General features: G+C 55.6%; 19 protein-coding genes. 5 read left to right on the top strand and 14 right to left on the bottom strand.

Translation table 11 applies throughout. The features are described from left to right. Positions 1 to 10 precede the first annotated feature (10 nt). The 9 genes from EDB95_RS12760 to EDB95_RS12720 form a co-directional block, all read right to left on the bottom strand. Positions 11 to 2479 (bottom strand): zinc-dependent metalloprotease, encoded by a 2469-nt coding sequence (locus EDB95_RS12760; RefSeq protein ID WP_133994170.1) that lies wholly within the window; start codon positions 2477 to 2479, stop codon positions 11 to 13. A gap of 15 nt (positions 2480 to 2494) precedes the next feature. Further along, a complete protein-coding gene (locus EDB95_RS12755; protein WP_133994168.1) occupies positions 2495 to 3904 on the bottom strand; it encodes a RagB/SusD family nutrient uptake outer membrane protein in 1410 nt (469 codons plus the stop codon). Positions 3905 to 3915: 11 nt separating this feature from the next. Further along, positions 3916 to 7254: a SusC/RagA family TonB-linked outer membrane protein gene (locus tag EDB95_RS12750; protein WP_133994166.1), complete on the bottom strand. Its 3339-nt coding sequence runs from the start codon at positions 7252 to 7254 to the stop codon at positions 3916 to 3918. A 40-nt stretch (positions 7255 to 7294) separates the two neighbouring features. Beyond that, entirely contained in the window at positions 7295 to 8443 is a 1149-nt protein-coding gene (locus EDB95_RS12745) for a FecR family protein (protein ID WP_133994164.1), read from the bottom strand. 42 nt (positions 8444 to 8485) lie between these two features. Continuing rightward, positions 8486 to 9046, bottom strand: a complete 561-nt coding sequence (locus EDB95_RS12740; RefSeq protein ID WP_133994162.1) for an RNA polymerase sigma-70 factor — start codon at positions 9044 to 9046, stop codon at positions 8486 to 8488. Positions 9047 to 9200: 154 nt separating this feature from the next. Beyond that, on the bottom strand, positions 9201 to 9839 hold the full coding sequence (locus EDB95_RS12735) for an HD domain-containing protein (protein WP_133994160.1): 639 nt from the start codon (positions 9837 to 9839) through the stop codon (positions 9201 to 9203). Between the two features lie 62 nt (positions 9840 to 9901). Then, on the bottom strand, positions 9902 to 10711 hold the full coding sequence (locus EDB95_RS12730; RefSeq protein ID WP_133994158.1) for an AraC family transcriptional regulator: 810 nt from the start codon (positions 10709 to 10711) through the stop codon (positions 9902 to 9904). A gap of 38 nt (positions 10712 to 10749) precedes the next feature. Next, positions 10750 to 11163, bottom strand: a complete 414-nt coding sequence (locus tag EDB95_RS12725) for a hypothetical protein (protein WP_133994156.1) — start codon at positions 11161 to 11163, stop codon at positions 10750 to 10752. 130 nt (positions 11164 to 11293) lie between these two features. Then, the gene (locus EDB95_RS12720) at positions 11294 to 12154 is read right to left on the bottom strand and encodes a helix-turn-helix domain-containing protein (RefSeq protein ID WP_133994154.1); all 861 of its coding nucleotides are present in this window, start codon (positions 12152 to 12154) and stop codon (positions 11294 to 11296) included. Between the two features lie 90 nt (positions 12155 to 12244). On the opposite strand from EDB95_RS12720, the gene EDB95_RS12715 reads away from it, so the two are divergent. Further along, positions 12245 to 12643 (top strand): DUF1348 family protein, encoded by a 399-nt coding sequence (locus EDB95_RS12715; RefSeq protein ID WP_162852578.1) that lies wholly within the window; start codon positions 12245 to 12247, stop codon positions 12641 to 12643. Here the strand turns inward: EDB95_RS12715 and EDB95_RS12710 are convergent. Both EDB95_RS12710 and EDB95_RS12705 read right to left on the bottom strand, forming a co-directional pair. After that, complete coding sequence (locus tag EDB95_RS12710; protein WP_133994150.1) at positions 12585 to 13832, bottom strand: MFS transporter; 1248 nt, start codon at positions 13830 to 13832, stop codon at positions 12585 to 12587. The genes EDB95_RS12715 and EDB95_RS12710 overlap by 59 nt on opposite strands. 54 nt (positions 13833 to 13886) lie before the next feature. Then, the gene (locus tag EDB95_RS12705) at positions 13887 to 14495 is read right to left on the bottom strand and encodes a TetR family transcriptional regulator (protein WP_133994148.1); all 609 of its coding nucleotides are present in this window, start codon (positions 14493 to 14495) and stop codon (positions 13887 to 13889) included. Between the two features lie 90 nt (positions 14496 to 14585). Between EDB95_RS12705 and EDB95_RS12700 the strand changes: the two genes are divergently transcribed. Next, the gene (locus EDB95_RS12700) at positions 14586 to 16337 is read left to right on the top strand and encodes a zinc finger-like domain-containing protein (RefSeq protein WP_133994146.1); all 1752 of its coding nucleotides are present in this window, start codon (positions 14586 to 14588) and stop codon (positions 16335 to 16337) included. 5 nt (positions 16338 to 16342) lie between these two features. On the opposite strand, the gene EDB95_RS12695 is transcribed toward EDB95_RS12700, so the two are convergent. Further along, a complete protein-coding gene (locus EDB95_RS12695; RefSeq protein WP_133994144.1) occupies positions 16343 to 17053 on the bottom strand; it encodes a LytR/AlgR family response regulator transcription factor in 711 nt (236 codons plus the stop codon). Beyond that, positions 17050 to 18036 carry a sensor histidine kinase gene (locus tag EDB95_RS12690; protein WP_133994142.1) on the bottom strand — a complete coding sequence of 329 codons (987 nt, stop codon included), beginning with the start codon at positions 18034 to 18036 and terminating at the stop codon, positions 17050 to 17052. Before EDB95_RS12690 ends, EDB95_RS12695 begins: the two co-directional genes overlap by 4 nt. Positions 18037 to 18201: 165 nt before the next feature. Between EDB95_RS12690 and EDB95_RS12685 the strand changes: the two genes are divergently transcribed. The 3 genes from EDB95_RS12685 to EDB95_RS12675 all read left to right on the top strand — a co-directional run bounded on the left by EDB95_RS12685 (position 18202) and on the right by EDB95_RS12675 (position 23784). Beyond that, complete coding sequence (locus EDB95_RS12685) at positions 18202 to 20610, top strand: TonB-dependent receptor (protein WP_133994140.1); 2409 nt, start codon at positions 18202 to 18204, stop codon at positions 20608 to 20610. 20 nt (positions 20611 to 20630) lie between these two features. Beyond that, positions 20631 to 21281, top strand: a complete 651-nt coding sequence (locus tag EDB95_RS12680) for an START domain-containing protein (protein WP_133994138.1) — start codon at positions 20631 to 20633, stop codon at positions 21279 to 21281. 94 nt (positions 21282 to 21375) lie between these two features. After that, complete coding sequence (locus EDB95_RS12675; protein WP_133994136.1) at positions 21376 to 23784, top strand: ABC transporter permease; 2409 nt, start codon at positions 21376 to 21378, stop codon at positions 23782 to 23784. Here the strand turns inward: EDB95_RS12675 and EDB95_RS12670 are convergent. Beyond that, positions 23770 to 24432: an NADPH-dependent F420 reductase gene (locus tag EDB95_RS12670; RefSeq protein ID WP_133994134.1), complete on the bottom strand. Its 663-nt coding sequence runs from the start codon at positions 24430 to 24432 to the stop codon at positions 23770 to 23772. The genes EDB95_RS12675 and EDB95_RS12670 overlap by 15 nt on opposite strands. Positions 24433 to 24500 lie beyond the last annotated feature (68 nt).

The following is a 24500-nucleotide window of genomic DNA, read 5'->3' as shown; positions in this document are numbered from 1 at the left end:
CAATGGCGCTTTATCGCCCATAAGGCTTTAACGCCTCGTCGATCCGCTCCCCGAGGTCGGTGAGGTGATCGCGCGTAAGCGCATCGGTGGAGCGCGCCGCGGCAGCCTTGACCGCCGCCGAAAGGTCCTTGGCGTGGGCCTTCAGGATGGAGAGGGCGTCGTCACTACGGTTTACGGTCGACTTGGTGCCGACGAGGCCACAGAGCCGCTCGACGTAAGCCTTTTGGAGGTTACGGCGGTAGGCGTCGATGGGACGGCCCGTGGACAACTCGGAAAACACACCCTGGCGCAGGTCATGGAGCATGTCCAGCGCGGTGTAGGCCTTCGCTGAGCCCAGGTCGGTTTCCTGTTGGATAAGTTGACTGATGCGGGCAGGGTCCAGGAGGCTGGTCAGGACCTTATCCTGAACGGTGGCGACGTCGCCGAAGCCGACGGTGGTCAGGGAGAATAGTTTGGTATCGATCAGCCAGGTCGGGGTGGCGAACAATTGCGCGTTGAGGAAGGCCATGGCGCGCTGTTGCTTATCGCGGCTGGGATAGGTAAAGACGGGGCCGCTTTGGTCGACGTTTTTCGGTGTGATCATGATACCGCCTACGTTTTTGAGGACGTGACCCATGAAGAGCGCGTATTCGTTGACGACCGCCTTGTACATCTCCCCGACCCGTTCGTATCCGTCGTGGGGCTCGCGGGTCCATTCGAGGAGGTGGGGCTCGACACGTTGGAGGTTTTTGATGCCGTAGGCGCTGGCCTTCATGGCATCGTCACCCAGGTCTTCGCTTTGGTCGCGGGGATCGGGGTTGGTCCCCCTGAAGTTCATGGGGTCAAGCGGGTCGGTCTGGGCGCCGTAGAAATATTGGGGACCGAGCGCGAACTGGGCGGCGATCCAGCGGTCGAGCGTGTCCTTTTCGGCCTCTGCGGACAGGGTCGGCAGCCAGCGGTAGCCCCACTGGATGGTCCATTTGTCGTAGTCGCCGATGTGCGGCCAAAGACCGTTTTCATCGATGGAATCCTCGGGCTGGGCGACGTAGTCGAAACGGGCGTAGTCCATGATCGACGGGGTATGACCGTGGGCGTCAACCCAGGCCTTGTTGCGCAGGTTTTCCACGGGCACCGTGGAGGAGGCGCCGAAGTTGTGCATCAGGCCCAGCGTATGTCCAACCTCGTGGCTCGACACGAAACGAATGAGGTTACCCATCAGGGTGTCGTCGAATTGCGGTTTGCGGGCACGGGGGTCGTTCGCCGCCGCCTGTACGAAATACCACTTGTACAGCAGCTCCATGACGTTGTGGTACCAGTTGATGTGGGTTTCCAGGATCTCCCCGCTGCGGGGATCGCGGACGCTGGGACCACTGGCGTTCGGGATGTCGGAGGGTTTGTAGACGAGCACGGAGTGACGGGCGTCTTCCAGGCTCCAGGTCGAGTCGCCGACGGGGGCTTCCTTCCCAATGATGGCGTTTTTAAAACCGGCCTTTTCGAAGGCGGCCTGCCAGTCGTTGATGCCCTGGATAAGATAGGGTACCCATTTTTTGGGCGTCAGCGGGTCGATATAGATCACGATCGGGTTTGCGGGTTCGACGAGCTCACCCCGGAGGTAGCGCTCCCGGTCTTCGGGCTTGGGTTCCATGCGCCAGCGCCAGATGTCGCCGGCCGTTTTGACCCCGTCGGGGTTGGCGTCGAAGTCGACGTACTGGTCGGAGAAAAAGCCTATCCTGGGGTCCGCCGGGCGGCCGTGCATGGGTGTCTCCGGGAGCAGGATCATGGAGCTGTTGAGCTCGTAGGTGCGCGGAGGCATGGCGGCGCCATTGGGTCCCGGGGTCGAGTTGTAGGTTCGCACGGTGCGGATTTCGATGTTCATCGGATACGCCTGGATGCGGTCGACGTAGGAGCGGTCGGCGGCAACGCCGGTGATCCCCATGAAGGTTTTGATGCCCGAAGGGAAGTACAGGATGTTGTTGTCGGAATTGATAAATTCCGTGACGTCGATGACTTCTGCGTGCTTGTCCGCATTGACGGCCTTGATGGGGAAGGCCGCTTGTATGGGCTGGACATTGTTGTTTTGGAGGTCCCAGTATAATCCGTTGGCGGAGCTGTCGGAAGACCGTTCTTCGAAAGAAATGGACTTCAGGAAAATTTTGTCGTCCGTGAGCTTTTCAAAACGGATGATGTTCTCCCCGATCTCGTCCCCCGCATAACTGAAGGCGCCGCCGAACAGGACCTTGGCAGGCGTGGCGCCCGTGGCGGCCTTGACGATGCGGTTAACCACCAGGAGGTCGTGGCCCAGCAGGCTGTCGGGGATTTCCAGGAGGTATTTGTCGTCCACCTTGTGTACGGAGAAGAAGCCATCCGACGTTTTCGCGGTAGCGGGGACCACGTCCTTATACGGCTTGAGCTTGGTCTTGGTGGTATCTTTTTGCGCGGACGCGGCATGCGCGACCATGACGGCCGCCATGAAGACGGCTGCGCTTCGGAATAAGTGCATAATATGTGCGTTTGTTTATTGGAAACCGGGCGTTTGGGTAAGTTGTTTGTCGTTTTGGATGTCGGTCGCCGGGATGGGCCACCATTCCTTGTAGGAGGACCAGCTCCCCCCCTTGGCGGTGGCCACGGAGCCCATGACGGCGTCAAGGTTGCCGGTCCGGCGAAGGTCCAGGAAGCGGTTCCCGTTCTCCAGGAACAGTTCGATCCTTCGTTCCTTCAGGATCGCGCTGAGCAGGGCCGCCTGTGTGACGGCGGTAGTAACGCCCAGGCCTGCCCTGGCGCGGACCGCATTCAGGTCGGCGGCGGCGCCGGAGAGGTTGTTTTGTTCCGCCCGGGCTTCGGCACGGATGAGGTATTGTTCGCCCAGCCGCAGCATGACAGTGGACTCCACCGGGGCGGTGAGGTTCTTGAAGGCCTTGTACTTGTATGCAAAATAGAGTACGCCACCGGTGGTGCTGTCCACGCTCACCCAGTTGGTAAAGCGGGTGTCGTTCGGCTCGAAGGCCTTCACCAGCGAGTCCGACAGGGCTACCGCCACCCCCGTGGCCGGCGGAATGGTGCCGGGCGCGAGGTAATAAACGGGCGCGTCCTGCACAGCGTAGGCGGGGTAGGGTGACCCGAGGGGAACCAATCCCCAGATGATCTCCTTGCTGTTGATCAGGAATACGCCGGCCGGAGCGGCCAATTGGTAATCCGTCGCGTCTCCCAGGAGGCTGTCCGCCTCGGATTCCGCGTTTGCCCACTGGCTTGTATAGAGGTAGGTCCTGGACAGGAGGGCAGTGGCCGCCATGCGGTTGGGGCGTCCCCTGTCGGCGGTCGCGCTGCCGCTGCCGTTATGGTACGCGTCGCTCAGGAGGCTTTGCGCCATCTTCAGGTCCGAGATGATCTGGGTGTAGACACCGGCCTGGGGCGTGCGCGCAAGACTGTTGTTGGCGAGGTAGTCGGTGGTCAATACCAGGGGAACGTCCCCATAGAGGTTGGTGAGGTAGAAGTAACAAAGCCCCCGGAGAAAGTACGCTTCCCCGAGCCATTGGTTTTGGTACACTAAGGATGATGATTGCGGGATGTAGGCGATGGCCTGGTTGATCGCATACATCTGGGTATAAAGGGTTGACCAGGTCGCCGTCACCCCACCGAGGGTGCTTGATACCTCGTCCTGGTAGACGGCCTGGAACGAGGTGTTGAGGGAATTATAGTTCGTGAGTTCATCCCCATACATGCCCGTGGCGTAGCCTACGCCACTAGTCCCGCCGAAGACATCGGACGTGAAGAGGCCGGCGTATATGGCGTTCAGCGAAGCGCCGGCGGCGGCGTCGTTGCTAAAGGCGGACTGGCTCGCGATCTCATTGATCGGAAGGGGGACGTCCAGGTATTTTTTGCAGGAGGCGAGAAGGAAGAGCAGCGCGCTCAATATAGTCCATTTCATTGCTGTAGATTTTATAAGGTGATCATCATGCCGCCCGTCAATATGCGCAGGGGCGGCATATGCTGCGTACTCAGGTTTTCAGGGTCCAGGTCTCCGTATTTGGAGACCGTCAGCAGGTTTTGACCGGCCAGGTATACCTTGACCGTGCTGAGCCCCACTTTACCTGCCAACTGCCGGGGAAGCAGGTAGGAAAGGCTGAGGTTTTGCAAACGGGCATAAGTCGCGTTGCTGTAGGCGCCGGAACCGTAGACGAAGTTGAGCTGGTCCAGAAAACCAATAAGACCGGCGGTGGCCTTGGGTACCGTCGCATGATCACCCGGCTTCATCCAGCGCTTGGCGGCAAGGTCCTCGGGGTAGTTGACATTGATCATCCCCAACGGAAACGACTGGGAGCCCAGGTAATTGGCCCCCATCTTTCTGGTGACGGAGACCAGGAAGTCCAGGCTGAAATTTTTATAGGTAAAGTTGTTGAGGATACCACCGTACCACTTCGGGGCAAGGTCCACAAAGGCCGTCAGGTCCTTGGCGGGATTGAGCTGTACCGGGCTTAGTATGGGCGTGTAGCTGCCCTTTACACCGGCGGCATTGATGTATTCGTAGACGCCCGTTGGGGGATCGATCCCCGCATAGTTGTACAGCTTGACACCGGTAATGGGTTTGCCGATGACGTAGTTGATGTTGCTCGTCAGGTTGTTGATGCCGGGATAGGCAAGCAGCTTTGTCCGGGGGATGGTGAGGTTGATCCGGGTATTCCAGGTGAAATCTCTTTTCCGGATGTTCCGGGTGCTGAGCGCGAACTCAAAACCTGAAGTACGGATCTTGGCCGGGGAGTTCAGGTTGAAGCTGGTAAAGCCGGTGATGCTGGCGAGCGGCTGGACGGTCAACTGGTCCCCGGCGAGGTCACGATAAAACTGGGCCTCGATGTTGACCACGCCGTTGAAAAAGTCCGCGTTCAGACCGGCTTCTGCATTCCGGTCGGTCTCCCAGTGCAGATAAGGATTGGACAGGTTGTTCGGCCGAAGACCGGTGCCCCCCTCATAGGAACCGGACTGGACCTGGTAAGTGCTGATATAACTGTACGGCGCAATACCGCTGGCGCCTTCGAGACCGTAACTACCGGTCAGCTTCAGGAAGTCGACAGTGTGTCTGAGCCCCTTGAACCAGGGTTCCTCGCTGATGATCCAGCCGCCGCTGACAGAGCCGAAGTTGCCAAACTGGTGGTCGGGTCCGAAGACCGAGCTCCCATCCCTGCGACCGCTCAGGTCCAGGAGGTATTTACCGGCCCAGTTCAGCTTCAGGTTGGCAAACCCGCCGATGTACCGGGAAGGGGTGACGTTATAGGAGTTAAAGGTCGTGGCGCCGGAGGCCGGATCCATGAGCAGTTCGTCGTTCAGGAAACCCTCTCCGACAATGCTGGACGTCTCCGTTTGCTGATCCCGGAGGCTCCCGCCAATAATCGCATGCAGGTTTAATTTCTTCCACAAAACCCGCTCGTACTGGATACGGGGATCCACGCTCAGGGTGCGAAGGCTGTAGTGGTCCACCTTGCTTAGGGTCGAGGTGGCAAAATTACTGGCGGGGTTGAGTGCGGCGCTGGGTACACCGTCGAACTCCTTGGCGAAAAGATAACTATACCCGCCCTGCGCGATGAAGCTCAGGCCGCGGACCGGCGTATACGTCAGCACGGCGTTGCCCAGGAGGTTGTTGGTGGTATTGTTGTAGAGAGAGTTGAGTACGCCGAGCAGGTTGGTCCCGATCGGCAAAGACCAATTCAACCGGCCGTCGGGGAGATAAAAAGAGGGCGCGTCCGGCGCTTGTACGACACCGCTTTGGCCCGTGAAGTCGGCCAGGACACGGTCGTCGGTGTTGCTTTCGACACTCCCGGAGAGCGCCAGCGTCACCTTGCGGTCGTTGGTGTTGGCGTTCAGGGCGAAGTTCATCCCGCCCGCGCGGACCGAACCCTTGCTGATCTGGACATTGCCGATGGAAGAATAGTTGGCGCCGATGAGAAAATTGCTGTTGGCGCCGCCCCCGCTGTAGCTCGCATTGACCCTGGTGGTGGGGGCGTGACCACCCAGGAAATATTTTTGCCAGTTGGTATACCGGGTCGTGTCGTAGGTGCCGTTCACGTCGTAGTCGAAGGGCCCGGGCCGGGTACCGTCGTTGGCAAAGGCATTGTGGCGCACGGCCAGGTATTGCTGGGTATTCATCAGCTTTGGCGAGGTCCCCAACTCGGTGTACCCCTGGTAGACACTGGCGGTAAGTGTAGGCTTGCCGGCCCTGGCCTTTTTGGTGGTAATCAGGATGACGCCGAAGGCGCCCCGGGAACCATAAATAGCCGTGGCATCCGCGCCTTTGAGGACGTTGATCGATTCAATAATGTTAGGGTCCAGGAAGTTCAATGCATTCCCGCCCTGTTGCGGCTGCGGGCCGCCCAGGAGGGAGTTGGTCATCGGCAGGGTCGTATTGGCCGGATACTCCACCCCGTCCACGATGTACAAGGGTTGTCCCCCGTACCCCGCCTGGGTAAAGATACCGTTCCCACCGGTGCCCGTAAGGGTATTGACGCTGCGGATCTGTACTTTGAAAGCCCCGTTCGTCACCCCTGTTTCCTGGGTCACGAACAACCCCGGGACACGCCCCTGCAGGGCTTCCAGCACGTTCTCCACGGGGTTGCGGGCGATCTCTTCGGAGCTGACCGTAGTGATGTCACCGGTGTTGTACCGCTTGGACGTGGTCGAATAGGCGGTCATCTGTATTTCATCCAGGTCGTTCACCTGTTGCTGCAAGGTGACGACCAATTCCTGGCCCGGTTGCGGCAGCGGCTGCCGTTGCCGGGCGTAGCCGACGTTGGTAAAGACAAGCACGGGCTTTCCTTTCAGGTATTGCTCGTTGAGGTAGCAAATAAACATACCGTCCGGGTTGGTCGTCCACCCGAAGGGGGTCCCTTCCAGTGATATGCTTACGCCCGCCATCGGATGTCCTTCCCGGTCGAACACTTTCCCGCGGACAACCGTGATACCTCCAAGGGTGGGAGCCGCGGTCCCTGCGGGGGACGCGGGCTCCGCCTTGGGCTTGATCACTACGGTCCTTTGTATAATCGAATAGGATAAAGGCTCGTGCGCCAGGCATTGGTCAAGGGCTTGCTGAATAGTGGCGTGACGGATGTCCACGGTCACGGGCGGGAGGGTCCGGATGAGCTCCACCTTGTAAAAGAAGGTGTAGCCGCTTTGCTTTTCGAGCTGGGTAAAGACGCTCTCCAGCGGCGCATTTTTGACGGTGAGGTTGACCTCCTGGCCCCTCGCGATGGCGCATAGGAATACCAGGAGGATCATGGAAACATGTCTCATACGTTGTATAGCTTTGATGGTGGTAAAGGGGGCGATGGCCCTATTTCAGGTAGATTTTCTTTCCTTGTATGGTAAAGTCGATGCCGCCGGTGGCCAGTATCTGCAAGGCCTGCGAGGCATTGACGTTGCGGGGTATTTTGCCCCGGAAGTGGTCGTCAGGCAGTCGCCCCTGGTAGACCACGTCCACGTCGTACCAACGGCCGATCTGTCGCATCACGGTGCCAATATCCGCGTCGTCGAACTGAAACATTCCATTTTTCCATGCCATAACCTCGGCCGTATCGATCCCCCGGGCGATATGTACGTCCCCGTTGGCCCCTACCCTGCTTTGCTCGCCGGGTTCGAGTACCGCCGAGCCGGCGGGATTTTTAACCCTGACCTTCCCTTCCAGCAAGGTGGTCCGGATATAGGCTTCGTTGGTGTAGGCATTGACGTTGAAATGCGTCCCGAGCACCTCTACCGTCTGCCCCAGGCAGCGTACGCTAAAGGACCCGGCGGCCGGGGCGACTTCAAAATAGGCCTCGCCCGTAAGGTCGACCACCCGGGGGCCGCCCGTAAAACGAACCGGGTATTTGAGCGAGGATCCGGCGTTGAGCCACACCCTGGAGCCGTCGGATAACCTCACGGTGTAGGTGCCTCCGTTGGGGGTAAGGATGGTGTTGTAGGCCATGACCGAACCGTCGGAGACGCCGCCGTAGACCAACTGTCCCTTTCCACTTTGTTGTACCGTGATGCCCCCCTGCGTCGCCAGCAGTCCTTTGTCGGTGCTGTCCAGGGTAACGGCTTGCCCGCTGCCTAAGATGAGCGTGGCTTTGTTGCCGCCGGGGAGCACGTCGGACGCCAGCACGGGCGCCGGCGCCATGGGGGGGCGGTGGGTATGCCGGAAGTACGCCACCCCGACGAGGGTCAAAAGGACGGCGGCCGCGGCGGAGAAGAGGATGCGCATGCGCACCGTGCGTCCGTGCTGCCCGGGCGCGCCGAAGGCCTCGGTCGTGCCGAAGGCCTCCCGCTGCAACCGCTCCAGCATGCGCCGGCGAACCGTGTCCAGCTCCTCCGGACCATCGACCACCCATACTACGTCGTCCGCGGCAGCCGACCGGTACCAGTCGTGCAGGGACTGCGCTTCCTCCTGGCTGGCGGAGCCGGCCATATATTTTTGAAGGAGTATGTGGAGTTGATCCTGGTCCATACCTAAATAGTACCCTTGAGGAGTAGGTAACCCTGTATGATTTTACAAAAAAATAATAGCGTGTACCCGGGAGAGACTGTGGCGCAACGTCCGGAGCGCCCTGGTGATGTGGGATTCAACGGTTTTGGGGGAGATCTGCATGCGCTCGGCGATTTCGACGACCGAGAGCTGTTCGCCCCGGCTGTACTGGTACACCAGCCGGCACTTTTCCGGCAGGTTTTCGATGACGCCATCCAGGTAGTCCTTCAGGAAGCGGGCCTCGATCGCGTCTTCATCACTTGCAGAGGATTCCGTCAGGGGCATGCGAGAGCGGATGTCGGAACGCCGTTTTTCCTTGAGCAATGCCTTAAATACAGAAAATTTGACGGCGGTGCCCAGGTAAGCACCGAGCGATTCGATGTCCACCCCGGCCCTTTGTCGCCAGAGTCGTAATAATACATCATGGACGATTTCCTCGGCGGCCTCTTTGTTGCGGGTATAGGCATAACCGACCCCCAGCAAGCGTTCCCAATAGCGGCGGTAGATTTCCGTAAACGCAGACTCCTGCCCCTGTTTCAGCAGAGCCAGTAACGCTTGATCGGAAAGGTGGTGTACCGCAGCCATGTATCCTCCTCTTAACCAAAATTAAGTCAAAATGCCGGGAGGTGGAAACCCGCCGGCCACTTAGACTATGAGAAAATATTCAACTTGGTTAATAGTACCCATGAAGGGACCCGATCCCCTAGTGTTGAAAAAAATATTGACAACTGCATGAAAATCAATCCTCCCAGGGAGAATGCAGGATGCAGTCGCAGAAATTTTTCCTCTGGAAGTGAGGGATCATAAAGGCACATACGTCCGCTTTTATATTCCCAAAAGTGGTTTCCGTCTTGTGTTTAAAACCCTCAAAAAAGGTGGGGATGATCCTTTTCTTAAAATCGCTTCTCGGGAACAAACCGACGATCTCCTCCCTGTGCTCCCTGGAAAGGTGCTCATATCCTTCGCCCATCACATCCAGGCCGACGCCGGAGTACAGGAGCGCCACTTCCGCTTCCTTGTGTTCGGCGACACCGATGGTGGTATGCAGGGCGATGGCGTCCCACACCAATCGCTGCGTTTCTTTTGGCAAGCCGTGACTCCTTAGAAATTCCCGGGCGGCATTGGCGCCGTCCACCTCAAATCGGAGGTCCGGGCTGCTGTAGTGCGGCACCAATCCCAGGTCATGAAAAACGGCGCTGACGTACAACAATTCTGGGTCATAACCGGTCTTTAGCCTTTGACCATTCAGGGAAGAAAACACAAACACCCGGAGCGAGTGGTTATAGATAAACTCCGTACCGTGTTCCAGCAAAAGCTCCGTCGCTTCTTTGGCGATCTTGCTATCCGGTATTTGGATACCGGCTACTTTTTTTGACATACGCATTTTTAACAGCAAACCTAGGGCAGGCAGGCCGGCAGGAAAATGCCAGATTAGGTCCTTCAGATACCAATTTTTACAAATTGCTTCCGGTAATGTTCGGGAGACAGCGCGGCGCGCTTTTTAAAAAAATGACTAAACTGGTAGGGCGTAGAGAAGCTTAGGTCCAACGCAATTTCTTTCACCGGCTTCGAGGTAAATTGAAGCGATCGTTTGGCTTCCGACATCAACCGGTCGTTGATCATTTCCTTGGCCCCTCGCCCATGCCCATAGCAGGTGACCGATAATTTCCTGGCGGAAACGCCCAGCTTTTGCGCATACGACGCCACGTCGTGACAGGTCGCCGCTTCGCGGTTGACCAGCGAAACAAAATCCTGGTACAGTTTGTTATCAAAGCTCCCGATGTCTTCCTGCAGGAGGGTATGGATGTTGGCGATTTTTATGACGATGATTTTTAAGAAGGCCGCCAGCGCATCCGGTTTGTTGGAATAGTCGGGGCTGGCGTATTCGGCGAGGGCCAGGTCAACAATAGCGGTGAGGCTTTTCACGTCAGGGGCCGCGACGGTGATGCGGTGTTGTACAACGCCCACGTCAAACAATACCGCCTTGCAATTATTGGCACTGGCAGGGGTTTGCTTCCAAAAGGCGTCATTGAATTGCACCAGGTACCCGGAAAGCGTATTGTCCCCAAACCGGTGGGTTTGGCCCTTTGACAAGACCAGCACGTCATTCTTTTGAACCGTGCAGGTGTCCTGACCGATCACGACGATACCGCGGCCCCTGGTAAAAACATACACCTGGTGATAAAGGGCATGGCTATTGTCCGGCGTACCTTCTTCAAAAAAGGCAATATGAAACAGGTCCTTTAACATGTAACAAATTTACCCGGTCCGGTGATTCATTGCGCGCGTTACAACGTTATTTCAAACGCCTCCTGGTACACCGACAGCCCGTTGAGCGTCGTAGGGTTGGTTGAAATCGTGTATTCCGTGCCGGGAATGGTGGTCGAATTACCAATGGGGACGGAGGACCACCCCGCGGGAAAGGTAAAGGTACCGATCTTGGGGCCATAGGTACAGGTAATAGCGATCGCGGCGGGACAGTCTACCACCGTCCAGGTAAAGTTGGTGACATCCAGTTGCAAACAATACAAGGTCTCGTCATAGACATTGGGGTTGCTGGGGTCTACGACAACGGTATAACCAAATCCATATTGATACGTATCCGGCTTCTGGCCTTTGTGGGGGGCACCGGTAGCAGAAGAGGCAAAACCTATCGGGATCAATAACAGTAATCCAAAGATGAATCGAATTGAGTTTTTCATGTGCAAAATCGTTTTAGTTAGTTAAGAAAAAAATGGACCGGGTAAATAGGACGCCGCCATTGGCACTATTTTGCCATAGCAAGATAATATAACAACAAAATAGTGTAAGATGCAAGCCCCCGTGACAGAATTATGCCGTCAACTTATCAAACCCCACGGTGTCCCGGAAGATCTGGGGAGAAACGCCTACTTTTTTCTTGAAATAGCGGCTGAAATAAAACTCGTCTTCGTAGCCGAGTTCGAAGGCGATTTCCTTTACGGACTTTGCCGTCAGGTACAACTCCCGTTTCGCCTCGATGATCAGCCTTTCGGCAATCAAATCGGTCAGGGTCTTATCGAAATGGGCTTTGCAGGCTTTGTTCAGCGCCTTTGTGGAGATGTGCAGGAGGTCGCCATAGTCACCGGGGCTATGCAGCGTCTTATAATGCGTCTCGATGGCTGTTCTCAGGTTCTCCAATGTCAGCGGTGCTTTGACGGGTTGCGCCCCCTCGCGTTGCTCTATTTTCGCCCTGGACGCCTCCATCAGGAAGACCTTCAAATAGGAAAGCAACACATCCTGGTCCGGCTGTTGCCTTCTTTGCATTTCGGAACTTATCTGATCGACGATCACGGACAAGGACCGTAGGTCGCCGGGCGTCAATTCAGCCACGGGCGTGTCGTACAAATTATTGAAGAGAACGCCGTTACAAGAGACTTCCTGCCGATGTTTAAAAAGGCAGAAAAAGCTTGGGTGAAAATTGACCAGCACCCCTTCCACTGCATCAGCGGGTTTGACCATAAATGGCTGGTAGATCGCAAAACTCAACAGACAACCGCTGTTGAATGCATACTGGGTCTCATCCCTCTGGACGGTGCCCCGCCCTTTGGACACGAGCAGCATGGAAAAACAATTATATTTTTTAAGGCTGTTGAAAAGGCTGTCGTCTGTAAAGGGAGTGACCTTCAGGGCCACCTGTTTGGTCCGGGGATCGGTCAACGTAAGGGATGCCATTGGGCAAAATTATCAAACCTGGGCTGATTGTCCATCCCAAGACTCCTTTTGTCCATGTTTCGCCCGCGGCGCTATTTGGACATTTGCGGTATGGAAACAACACACACAAAATTCCCCACACCACCCTGGGACATGGAAACTGCCGCCAAAAGGCTGGCATTTGAAGAAGCCGCCTGGAACACTCACGACCCCGATCAGATCCTCGAAGGCTATGCCGACGTTATCGAGATGCGTGACGGCTTGGATTTCATTAACGGCAAACAAGCGTTGAAGCAATTTCTGACCCGCAAATTCCAAACCCAATTGGATTATACGGTGACACTGGACCTTTGGGGGGCGCTCAAAGGCCGGATGGCCGTCCGGTTCGAAGCGGAATGGCACGATGCGGCGGGCCAGCGGTACAGAAGTTATGGGGTGCAGGTTTTTCAATTCAATGACCAGGGCCTTGCCGAAAGGCGGTTTGCCAGCCAGGAAACGAGACCCATCTAAACGCCAACGCCACCACGATGGCGATCACCCCCTGCGTCAGTACCGTGACCGGCGCGCCCACGTGTTGCGACACCCAGCCGACCAGCAGGCTGCCCGGCGGCATCAGTCCAAAAATAGCCATCAACAGGATCCCGATCGCCCGGCCCCGCATGTGCGGCTCGGATTCGGACTGGACCAGGATATTGCAGGCAGTGACCAGCGTCATACCGCCAAACCCCGCCAGGACCACAAACAACATCGCTGCCGGAAAATTCTTTATCGACGCAAAGCAGACCAGGCCGATACCCATGGCGAGGGTGCTGATGAAAAGAATCCGTTTCAGGTGGGCGTCCGGTTTACGGGACGCCAGGAAAACCGTGCCGAGCAAGGCGCCGACACCGACGCCGCTGGTAATATAGCCGTACGTCGACGCGCCCCCGTGAAAAACCACTTTTGCAAACACCGGCAACACCGTGCTATAAGACTGCACCAGCAGGCTCACGATAGCCAGCATCAGGATCGTATGTCCGAGTTCCGGGGTTTTCCACACATAGACGAACCCTTCCCAAAACTCAGACAGGACATGTTTGTCCGTTTTCTTCTGTTGATAGGGCGGTAGCTTCATCAGGAGCAGCGAGACGATGACCCCTCCAAAGCTGGCCGCGTTGATGAGGAAGCAGGCGGAAGCGCCCCAGGCGGTCAATATGAACATGGACAAGGCCGGTCCCAGCAACAGCGCCAGGCTGGCCGTTGCGGTGGTCAGGGATACGGCATTGGGCAGATCGGATGGGTCCGCCACCACCAGGTGTACCAGGGATTGTCGCGCGGGCACGTCGAAGGCGTTGATGATCCCCAGGATGACGCTCAGCGTCAGGATCTCCCATACAACTTTATGCCCTGTATAGACGAGCACCGCCAGGGACACGGCCTGGATCATCGATGCGACCTGGGTGATCCGGATGACCTTGATCCGGTCATGCCGGTCCGCGACCACGCCACCGGCGAAAGAAAACAAAAAGGCGGGGAACTGTTCCGCAAAGAACGTCACGCCGGTCCAGAAGGCGGATTGCGTGATCGAGTAGATGACCCAGACCACGGCGGTCCGCTGCATCCATGTTCCAAACTGGGTGATGGCCCGCCCGAAAAAATAAAGCAGATAATTGCGGCTCCGGAAAGCCCTGAATACGCTCCAATCGCTGATCTTTTTCATGCTCCTAGCTATTTGACAAAATTTTAAAAAACGTCGAAAATGAGTCAAAAAAATTTAGGGTTTGACCCAATGCACGACCATATCCGTCAGCAGCCGCAGCGCCGCTTTCAGATCGTGTGGATCACCCAGTTCGTAGACCTCCCGTCTTAGCCCGCGGATACCACTGGATATGAGAAAGACCAGCATGTCCTGGTCGCCGGGGCTGATCGCCCGTATCTCGCCCCGCCGGGCCGCTTCCGTCAGCACCTCGTTCAGGATCAGGCCTTCATGATAGATGAGTTTTTGGTGCAGGCCGGTCATCACCCGGCCATGCCTGGATTGCTCCTCGGCGGTCATCGCGGCCCACATGGCGCCCAGGACCTTTTTCCAGTCTTCCGAGGCTTTGATCTTCGCATAGCAAAAAGCATAGATCTTATCCGGCAGGGGCTCCGCGGCCGCTACGGCCTGGCGCATGTTGACGGCCATTCCATCGGCAATTTTATCCATCACCGCCTGGTAGATCTCATCCCGGTTCTTATAATAATAGTACAGAGAGGTCCGGCTTCTGCCGGAGGCGGTGGCGACAAGATCCATGGTTACCTTGCCCGGGCCGAATTTCTGGTAAAGGTGCAGGGCTGCCTGGAGGATCTCCTCCTGTGCTAACTCATCCGGGGTGGGTGTCATAAGGGCGTAAAGGTAGACAAAATTATTTTTTTTGTCAAATTATACATCTTACCCCCGCTATTGCCTATCTTGATTCATTGCTTATCCTTCATGAGACCAACGATCATCGCGCTCGTCCTGCTGGCACCATGGGTGTCCATGGGTCAAACCAACCAGCCGCTTCCAGACCTTTCCGGCACGTGGAAGGGCCTGACTTTATTCCCGACGTTTGTGATCTACCAGGAATTTTACCTGAAGCAGATCGACAGAAACAGCTATTCCGGGATCATCGCCTTTAGCATAAGGGCCAAGGACGACACCACCTCGTTTGACAATCCCCGTCTTTACCACGCCAAAAAAATGATCCTGGGGTATTTTGACGGCAAGGACTTTATCTATGACGAGGAGGACACCGTGATGTCGCCACCCACGGCCAAGGACAACCTCGGCAGCGACCGAACGCTTCACTTTGCCGTCATCAAGGACACCATGAGGCTTTGGCTGGTGTCGGACAACAGGGACGTCCTGTCCAATTCCAACCGGTTGTCGGCTTCCATTCCGCAGGAATATGAACGCCGGCTGATCACCAGGGACAAGCTCAAGCTCGACGGCCTGGTTTTCGGTGACAGCGGCGCGGACAAACCCATCGTTCCGGGGCAGCCGGCCACCGATACCCTTTATGTCGGTTATCACTTCCGGAACACGGCCGGCAGCCGCATCAAACGGATCAACATCGACCTGGGTCTGCTGCCTACCCCGGGCAACCCGGTGCCGGTGGGTCCATTCGGGCCCTATCTGAACCAATACCAGATAGACCTTTCGACCCGGGATACGGACGTAACGGCCGGCATCGTCATCGGCCCGGGGTTTCCGACCTCCGGTGATTCCCTGCTTTTCCGTTTGAGTGCAAATTGTATGGGCATCGATTTTGACGCCAAGACCCTGATGCTGCCCACCAGGCGCCTGACGGCCATGGCGTCCTACCGGGCCTTCGCCCGGCAACTGGTGGGCTGCTGGCGGCCCGGGTACCCTTCCGGAGAGACGCCGCTGGGCCCGGTCTTGCACAACCACCTGATCGAGCTGTTTGACAACGGGATTGGTATTTCAAGAAATGACAGCGGAAATACCGCGGAGAACGTTCGATTCCTTTCCTGGAAGGTACTGGGAGACACCATGTACCTGGTCATTGCCGGTGGCAAGCCTTTCCGGATGCGCTTCCAGGTCAGCGGGGACAACCTCTCCCTATCCGGCCCGGGTGGAAGCTGCTCCTTCACCAGGATCTCTTCCGACCCCTTTTCGCGTTATCAGCATGACCTGCCTGTCGACCAGATGTACAACGAATGGGGCGTACAGCTCCGGCTTGACAACTGGCAGCTCAGCGGACTAAAAGACGATAAGCCCAAGGAATTCTACGACATGTATCCCTCCCGGAGAGGCTGGGGGGAAATCGTCTACTATAGCGCCAAAGACAATATAGATACGTACCAATTCCTGAAGTTTCACCAGTCCGGCGATGGGTATGATGTCAAAGGATTAAACGTGGACGCCGGTTTCTCCACCAATTTCTTTTATGCCGGCGGGGTCCTCATCGACGTCGACCAGGTAGAAGGGCTGCCCGATCGCGTGCTGGTGCTCACCAAAACCGGGCATCCCCCCGCCAGCGACCTGACCACCCTCCATCGCCGCTTTGGGAGCGGTTTGCCGGAAGCCGGGACACACTGGAGTATATGCACGGCGTGCCAAGGCAAGGGGCATATTACCGTAACGGTTAATAACATCGTCGGAGAACACAACACCTTCATCAGCCATGAGGAGACCTGCGGCATCTGCGGTGGCAAAGGGGGGGCGTATGTCAATGACTAGGGGGGTCAGAATGTCTTTCGCCGGACCATATCCATCAGCCCGTCCCTGAATTTCTCGCCGATGGGAATCTGCACCTCACCGATGTGGATCTGGTTGTCCTGGATTTTAGTCAGTTGCCTGACATTGACGATATAGGAATGATGCACACGGACAAAGGGCAGGGGAAGTTGTGCTTCAATATCTTTTAAACGCCGGTAGGTCAGCACCTCGAAGGTTTGGGTCACGACCCGCACGTATTCCTTCCGGCTTTCAAAAAAAAGGATCTCGGGCAAAAGGATCTTTCGAAGCTCGGTACCCGATTTGACAAAGAAGTATTCATGACCCGGTTCCGCCGGTTTGTCGCCCGCGGGCATGCGCGGCAGGAAATACGCCTCCACCTTTTTGGTGGCGGCTAAAAACCGCTTTAGCGTGATGGGTTTTAACAGGTAGTCGATGGTGTTGAAGGAATAACTCTCCGCGGCATGTTCGGAGTGGGCGGTTGTAAAAACGATCGCCGTGTCCCCGGACAAAAGGCCGGCCAGCTCCATCCCGCTGAGCAAAGGCATATTGATATCAAGGAAAAGGAGATCGACGCTGTTGTTTTTTAGAAACCCGATGGCCTCTAACGCATTGTGGCACCTGGCCACCAATTGCCAGGGCGTGCTTTGCCCGATCAGCACTTCCAGCAGGTTGACCGCATTGGGTTCGTCATCAACGATCATGCACCGTAGGTTCATGCGAGTGGTACTTTTAGGGTTGCCGTGAAATACTGACCGTCACTCGCCGTCTCCATGTGAAAATTGCCGCCATACAGGATGGACAACCGTTTGCGAAGGTTGGCCAAACCCAGGCCACCCGTCACCTGAGGTCCTACGTGCCGGTTGATGGTGTTCTTTGTGCTGAAATAAAGGTACCCTTTTTGCTGCATCAGGGAAATCGTAATCTTGTTGCGCCCGGTGATCTTATCGATGCCGTGTTTAAAGATATTTTCCACAAAAGTCATCAGCAGCATCGGCGGGATCGGTGTGGAGGCGTCATAGTGTCTTTCAAATCCGATCTCCGGTTCCGGGCTGATCCTTATTTTCTCCAGCGCGATGTAATTGTCCAGGAACTGTACCTCCGTGGCCAGCGGTACGGTTTCCTGGTTGCTCTGATCGACAAAATACCGCATGATCTCCGACAGCCTTTCGATCAACAGTGCCGTCCGGGGCGAGTCCAGGAAGGCCTCATAATACATGTTGTTCAGGGTATTGAAGAGGAAATGGGGCTGGACCTGCGCCCTCAGCAACTTCAGCATCGCTTCTTCCGAGGCCTGTTTGATCATAAAATAAGCAATGGCCAGCCGGAAGACAAAGCTCAGCACAAAAACCGATATGCCCGAAAAGATCAACGTAAAGTATGTTTCCGCGTCCAGCCACCGGGGGGCGGTCAAATACACTTTGCTGTGAAGGGCCAACGAGAGATAGACCTTGCCGGCGCCGGCCAGCACCAGCAACAGGACCGATCCGGCTATATACAGCACATATTGTTTTTTTTGATAGAATCGCGGGTACAGGAAGCGGATGTTGCCGTACACGATCAGGGCATAGAAACAGGTATCCCGGATGGCAAAACCCGCCGACCGTAGGGGGCCGTCGTCGGTTATCATCGCAAAATAGCTGATCAAAAATATAGTGGCCCACACCAGGTATTGCAGCCTCAAAAGTCTCCCTTTGTCCATACGTGCTGCAAAATACCCGATTTCCGGCTGGCGCACGGCATGCACTCAACAAACCTCCCTTTTTCCTCAATAAAGGTCTTTTCGGGCGATTATTTAGCCTGATACCCACCGGGTTGAACAAATTTTCCGGCGGGGACAAACCGGTATTTTTTTGTGAAAAAAAATATGCGAAAATGGCTTTTGATCATCGCCTTGTCGATGGGCACCGCCCCTACCCTGCTGGCACAAAGCGCAGGCCTGCTGGAAGGCCGCGTCACGGACGAGCAACACCGGCCGCTGGCATCGACGACCGTGGTATTGGTGAACCGGTATGCCAAAGACACGGCAAAAATCATCGATACGGATTCCTCCGGCAGGTTTTTCGTCATGGAGATCCCTTTCGGTCAGTTTACCTGCACCATCACCCACGTCGGTTACCAACCGATCACCAGGGACGGTATTGATTTTACGCCTGAAAACAGTACCAACGACCTTGGCGACCTGGTCATGGTCCCCGCTGGAAAGATGCTGGCCGACATCACGGTCACCGCCCGGTCACCGACCCTCCGCATCGGGCCGGACAAAAAAGTCTTTGCCGTCAACCAAAGCCTCGTCAGCCTTGGCGGAACCGCCGCCGACCTCCTGCAAAACATTCCCACCCTCCAGGTGGACGCGAACGGCAATGTGAGCCTGCGGGGAGCGACCGACCTGGTGGTGCTCGTGGACGGCAAGCGTTCCGTGATCGGCGGAGGGAGCATCGTCCAGGTGCTGCAATCCATCCCGGCCAGTTCCATCGACCGGGTGGAAATCATCACCAACCCTTCCGCCAAATACGACGCTTCAGGGCAAGCCATCATCAATATTGTTCTGAAGAAGAATACGGCGGCCGGGTCAAACGGCTCTGTTGCGGTCACCGGGGGTACGAGGGATAATTATAACGCGGCGGCGTCCTTCAACGACCGGAACGGCACGATCAATTGGTACGGCAACTATAGCTATCAACACCGGAACACCTACAGCAACGGATACCAGAATATGACCTACCTGCTGACCCCCAGCCCGGCTTATTACAGCGATGAAACCTTTCCCTCCACCACGATTACGGACCTCCATTCTGCGAAGGCGGGGCTGAGTTTTCATGGACTCAGTATATCCGGCGCCTACGACGCCTATTCCAAAGTGCGCAACGAATGGCTGACGGTCAACAACCTGATGGCAAACGATTCGCCGGCGCTGCTCAGCACCCGCTACAATGCCACGACGGGCAATGGCAACAGCTATGAGTTGACGGTCGACTACACCCATTCCTTCCGCCGGCCGCAAAGGGAGCTGTCCTTTGATGCCGACTATGCGCATGGCTACACCAACCAGTTGCAACTATACAACACCGATATTTACAACATCGATGGGAATGCCGTGGATTCAACCTCTGTTATAAAGGACAGTAAGGTGGGCCGCAGCAGGTACTACAACATTCAGTTGGATTATAAAGACGGTCCCCTGGAGACAGGCTTGCGCAGCCAGATCAGCACAACCGACAACCAGGAATGGGATTACAACCTCGACCATATCAGTGGCAAGTATGATCCTGACTACAGCTTTATCAATTCTTTCAAAAGCACGGACCAGGTGCACGCTGTTTATATCACGTACAGCCGGCAAATCAAGACGTTCTCCTTCCAGGTAGGCCTGAGAGGCGAACTCGGCCGGTTCAACGCCCATCTTCAAAGTTTCGACTCGACCGGCCAGTTGGTCACGGAACCGGTTACCGTACATACCCAGGGGCTTTATCCCAGCCTGGTGTTGACCCAAAAGCTGAAGGGGAACCGGCAGCTCCAGCTGAGCTATTCCCGGCGGGTCAACCGGCCCACCCCGGGCGAGCTCAATCCTTTCTGGGATATCTCGGACCCCGTGAATTATGACGCCGGCAACCTGCACCTCCTGCCGGAGAGCATTCACCTGGCAGAGCTGACCTATACCCAGGGCCCGTTAACCACCGGGGCATACTTCACCCAGGTCAATGACGTGATCAAACACGTACAGACCACACCGGTGAATGATGTGACCATGACCGTCGCCGACAATCTGCCCTGGGCCATCAACACCGGCCTGGAACTCATCGGCAATTTCCATCCGGTCAAAATTTGGGACTTCACCGCCAACGTCAACGTGTTTGAGCGGATCAATGCCGGGGATTCGGCTTTGGGCATCACCCCCACGCATGGCTTGAGCTGGAACCTGAACGTGACCAACAACATTACGCTGCCTCCTCACCTGACCTTTCAGGTGAGGACCGACTATAGGGCCCCCGAATTGATCATCCAGGACAGGTACCGCCCGGCTTTTGGCGTCGACGCGGCCGCCAAATATGATTTCTGGCATAAAAAAGCCAGCCTTTCGCTGAATGGCCGCGACATCTTCAACAGCCGTAAATGGCGATTTTTCAGGGTCAGCGATGACCTGCTCCTCGACTTTCAACGGGTCACCTATAGCGCCAGGGCCAGCCTGACGTTCACCTACCGCTTTGGCAAAAGCAGCGCCGAGACCCGGACAATACATACCGAACAACAGAACGCGCGGATTGAGAACGGGTGACGTACCTTTGTCCCTCAGCCATGCTAAAACTTTCCGTTTTATTTGTCCTCTTAAGTGGAACAGCCTTCGCGCAGAAAGATTGGGTCCTGCACGACCAGCACGAAGGCATATCTATCTATACCCGCACGTTCCCGGATTCCAAGTTCAAGGCGATCCGGGTCAAATGCCGGGTCAATACCACGCTATCCCGGCTTGTTGCGGTCATCCTCGATGTCAATACCGCCAGGCAATGGGTGTACGGCACCAAATCCGCCGTCCTGCTCCGGCAGGTATCCCCCTCGGAATTATTTTATTATTCAGTAATCGAACTACCCTGGCCGGTCAATAACCGGGACTTCATCGCGCACCTGACGGTGTCACAGGACCCACAGACATCGGTCGTCACCATCGACGGACCGACTTTACCCACCTATATGCCTCCGAAACAGGGCATCGTGCGCGTCCCCACCGGTGAAGGGCATTGGGTGCTCACCCCGCTGGGGGGCGGTGTGGTGGCCATCGATTATATCCTGCGGACAGATCCCGGCGGAAACCTCCCCGCCTGGCTGGTGAACCTGTTTGTCACCAAGGGGCCGCTCCAGACGTTTGCGGCGTTGCAGAAGCAACTTCGGGACAGCAAGGTGAGGGCTGATTTTATAAAAGAGCCTGTATCGAAAGCGGACACATTTTAGCGTGGAACCGGACACACCTCACTGTTGATAATTTTATAATATATTCTCCCTGAATGTTTTATATGTCTGGTGCGGATTATGTTTCTGTTCGCAGATGTGGCACAATTACCTTACAACCGCCTGGAGAAACCTGCTGAAGAACAAAGCCTTCTCTGTGATCAACATTTCAGGGTTGGCCATAGGCATCACGGCCTTTTTGCTCATCATCAGTTACCTGCACTTTGAATACAGCTACGACGACTTCAACGTCCAGAAGGACCGGCTGTACCGGGTACCCATGGAAATCACGGAAAAAGGGGGGGAAGGTCAAAAATTTGCCTTTACGTTCGCGGCGCTGGCACCCGCCTTCAAAAGGGATTTCCCGGAGGTGGAAGAGGCCGTCCGTTTTCGGATGGTGTGGGGTATCGTAAAGTATGGAACCAATAAATTTTCGGAGGGTGGCCAGCTATTTTATGTCGACCCTGCCGTATTCAAACTATTTACCTACACGTTTGTAAAAGGGAATCCTCAAACCGCGCTTGCAGACCTGAACGACGCGGTGATCACCGAAAGCACTGCAAAAAAATATTTCGGCGACGCCGACCCGATCGGCAAGGCACTGGTCTATGGGAATGAGAGTTATATCGTAAAGGCGGTGGTCAGGGACATGCCCGCAAATGCCCACCTGAGCTTTCATATTCTTTGCAATTACGATAGGTACATTCAGTTGGTCAAGGCGGAGGGCAGAGATGCGCAAAACAATTGGGGCTGGGCTGACTTTTATACCTACATACTCCTCAAGCCGGGGGCGGATGTCAAGGCCTTAAGGGCAAAACTCCCCGCTTTTGCCGAACGGTACATGGGCGATATGATGAAGCAACAGGGTTTTGTGGTCACTTTCGATGTACAACCGCTCAAAGACATTCATCTTCACTCGAAATATGAATACGAAATGCCCGGCAATGGGAACCTTACCTACCTGAAATACCTTGGCATTGCCGCTTTTTTCATTTTATTCATCGCCTGGATCAATTACATCAATCTGTCCACGGCCCGGGCATTGGACAGGGCTAAAGAGGTAGGTGTCCGGAAAGTCATCGGGGCGGGGATGCCGCAACTGGTCAGACAGTTTCTTGCGGAATCACTACTCGTCAACTTCCTGGCCATCCTGGCGGGCGTCACTATGTATAAAGTATTGCTCCCCTACTTTGGCCGTCTTGTCGGGTTAAACGCTGCCGACCTGGCCATCCCATATCTGTCCTTTTCGGTGCTCATCAGCGTCGTATTTTTTTCCGGCGCCATCCTGGCGGGCGCTTACCCCTCCTTTATTTTATCCTCTTTTTCTCCGTTACAAGCCCTGAAGCAAACCACTCCGGGTACGATGACCAAAAGCAATTTCCGGAGATCCCTGGTCGTGGTTCAATTCTTTGCCGCCATCATTTTAATTGCCGGGGCGATCGGCTTTTACAAGCAACTGCACTTTATGAGCAACGCGGATCTTGGCATCAATATTCAGCAAACGATGGTCCTTCATCAGGCCATCGACCTGGACAGCAGCCGGTCGACCGCGATCACTTCTTTTGTCCATGACCTGGAGGCCTATCCCGGCATTCAATCCATTACTTTATCCAATTCGTCTCCAGGCTCGGAAGTCGGAGGGGCCTCATTTATGCATGCCCTTCATGCCAAAGAAGAAAAACGTTGCCGGGGATATGAAATTGACGATAAGTTTATCGGGAATTATACACTGAATCTACTGGCCGGCAGAAATTTCTCCGCCGGACACCCGGGAGAAGAGGCAAATATCATTCTGAACCAGACAGCGGCGAAGGTCTTGGGATTTGCCAGCGATGCCGCCGCCATCGGCGAAAAAATAACGGACGACCACGACGTCTACACCATCATAGGGGTCATCAAAGATTATCACCAGAAATCGCTGCAGAACGATATTGAGCCGATTGTTTATTACACGAGGCCGCCCTACAACATGCATGACTATTCCGTAAAGATCAGCACATCCGATCCGACGAAGCTCATTGAATTCGTCCGGCAAAAATGGATGGCCGCATTTCCGGACAGCCCTTTCAGCTACGACTTTTTGGACGATGTCTATAACAATCAGTACAAAAGCGACCGTTTATTCTCCACCGTTTTATGGTTGTTCACCGTGTTGGCCATCGTCGTCTCCAGCCTGGGTTTATTTGGTTTGTCCCTCTACACCGTATCCAAACGCGCCAAAGAAATCAGCGTCAGAAGGATATTAGGCGCAACGGTATATCAAATAACCCAACTCCTCACCAAAGATTACCTCAAGCTGATCCTCATCGCCGCTTTGGCCGCGATCCCTGTCGCCTATTATGTATTGAGGAATTGGCTGAACGACTACGCCTTTCACATTTCCATCGGGTGGTGGTTCGTTGTAACGCCGATCGCAATGATTGTCGTCATTGCGATGGGTACGGTCCTGTACCATTCCCTAAGGGCGGCGTGGAGCAATCCGGCGAGGAACTTAAGAAACGAGTAGTGTCTTTTCAACTTCGGCTTTGGTCACCGTTTTACCCAGCGCGCCAAACTCATGCAGGTCGCCAAATACTTCAATGCGGATGGATTGATCTAAGCCCCCTACGCGGACCGGTTCAAAACCATTGTCGCGGATCAGCGTTTCGATGACCGTATTGATGCTTTCATCGTCTGTCGCATAAAACAACACGACTTGCTCGGGTGTGTGAAAGGCTGCGTTTTGAAGGGATCCCGCACCCAGTGTACCCAATGCCTTGGCCAGCTTCGCATTTTTGGGGAGCAGGGTGGAGAGGATTTCTCCGGCGGATTCCTTTTCACCAATCGTCTTTTTAAAACCGCCCTTGCCGTCCGGGGCAATGGGATTGGAGGGATCAACGATAATTTTCCCTTGCAGTCCGGTAGCGTACGTTTTCAGCAGTTCCTTGATCGCATCGAACCATACGGCCACTACGACGATGCCGGCTTCCTTTATGGCGGCCGGGATGTCCATCGGCTGGGCCAGGCTTCCCAGGCGTTGGGCCAGCTCGTGTGCTTTCTCTATATTTCTGTCGGCGACAATGACGGCCCGATGGCCTTTTACGAGGTTGGTGGCGACGATGCTTCCGATGTTACCAAGGCCGATGACGGCTACTTTTGCATTTGAGGTGGACATGATTGATTTTTTTACAAATCTACCATGCGGGGGGAGGGGGGGCCAATGACTTGGATTAAGAAATGGGG

It is taken from the genome of Dinghuibacter silviterrae (genome assembly GCF_004366355.1).
Lineage (GTDB): Bacteria > Bacteroidota > Bacteroidia > Chitinophagales > Chitinophagaceae > Dinghuibacter > Dinghuibacter silviterrae.
The sequence above is the reverse complement of the archived record's forward strand: the minus strand, read 5'-3'. Positions and strand labels throughout refer to the sequence as shown.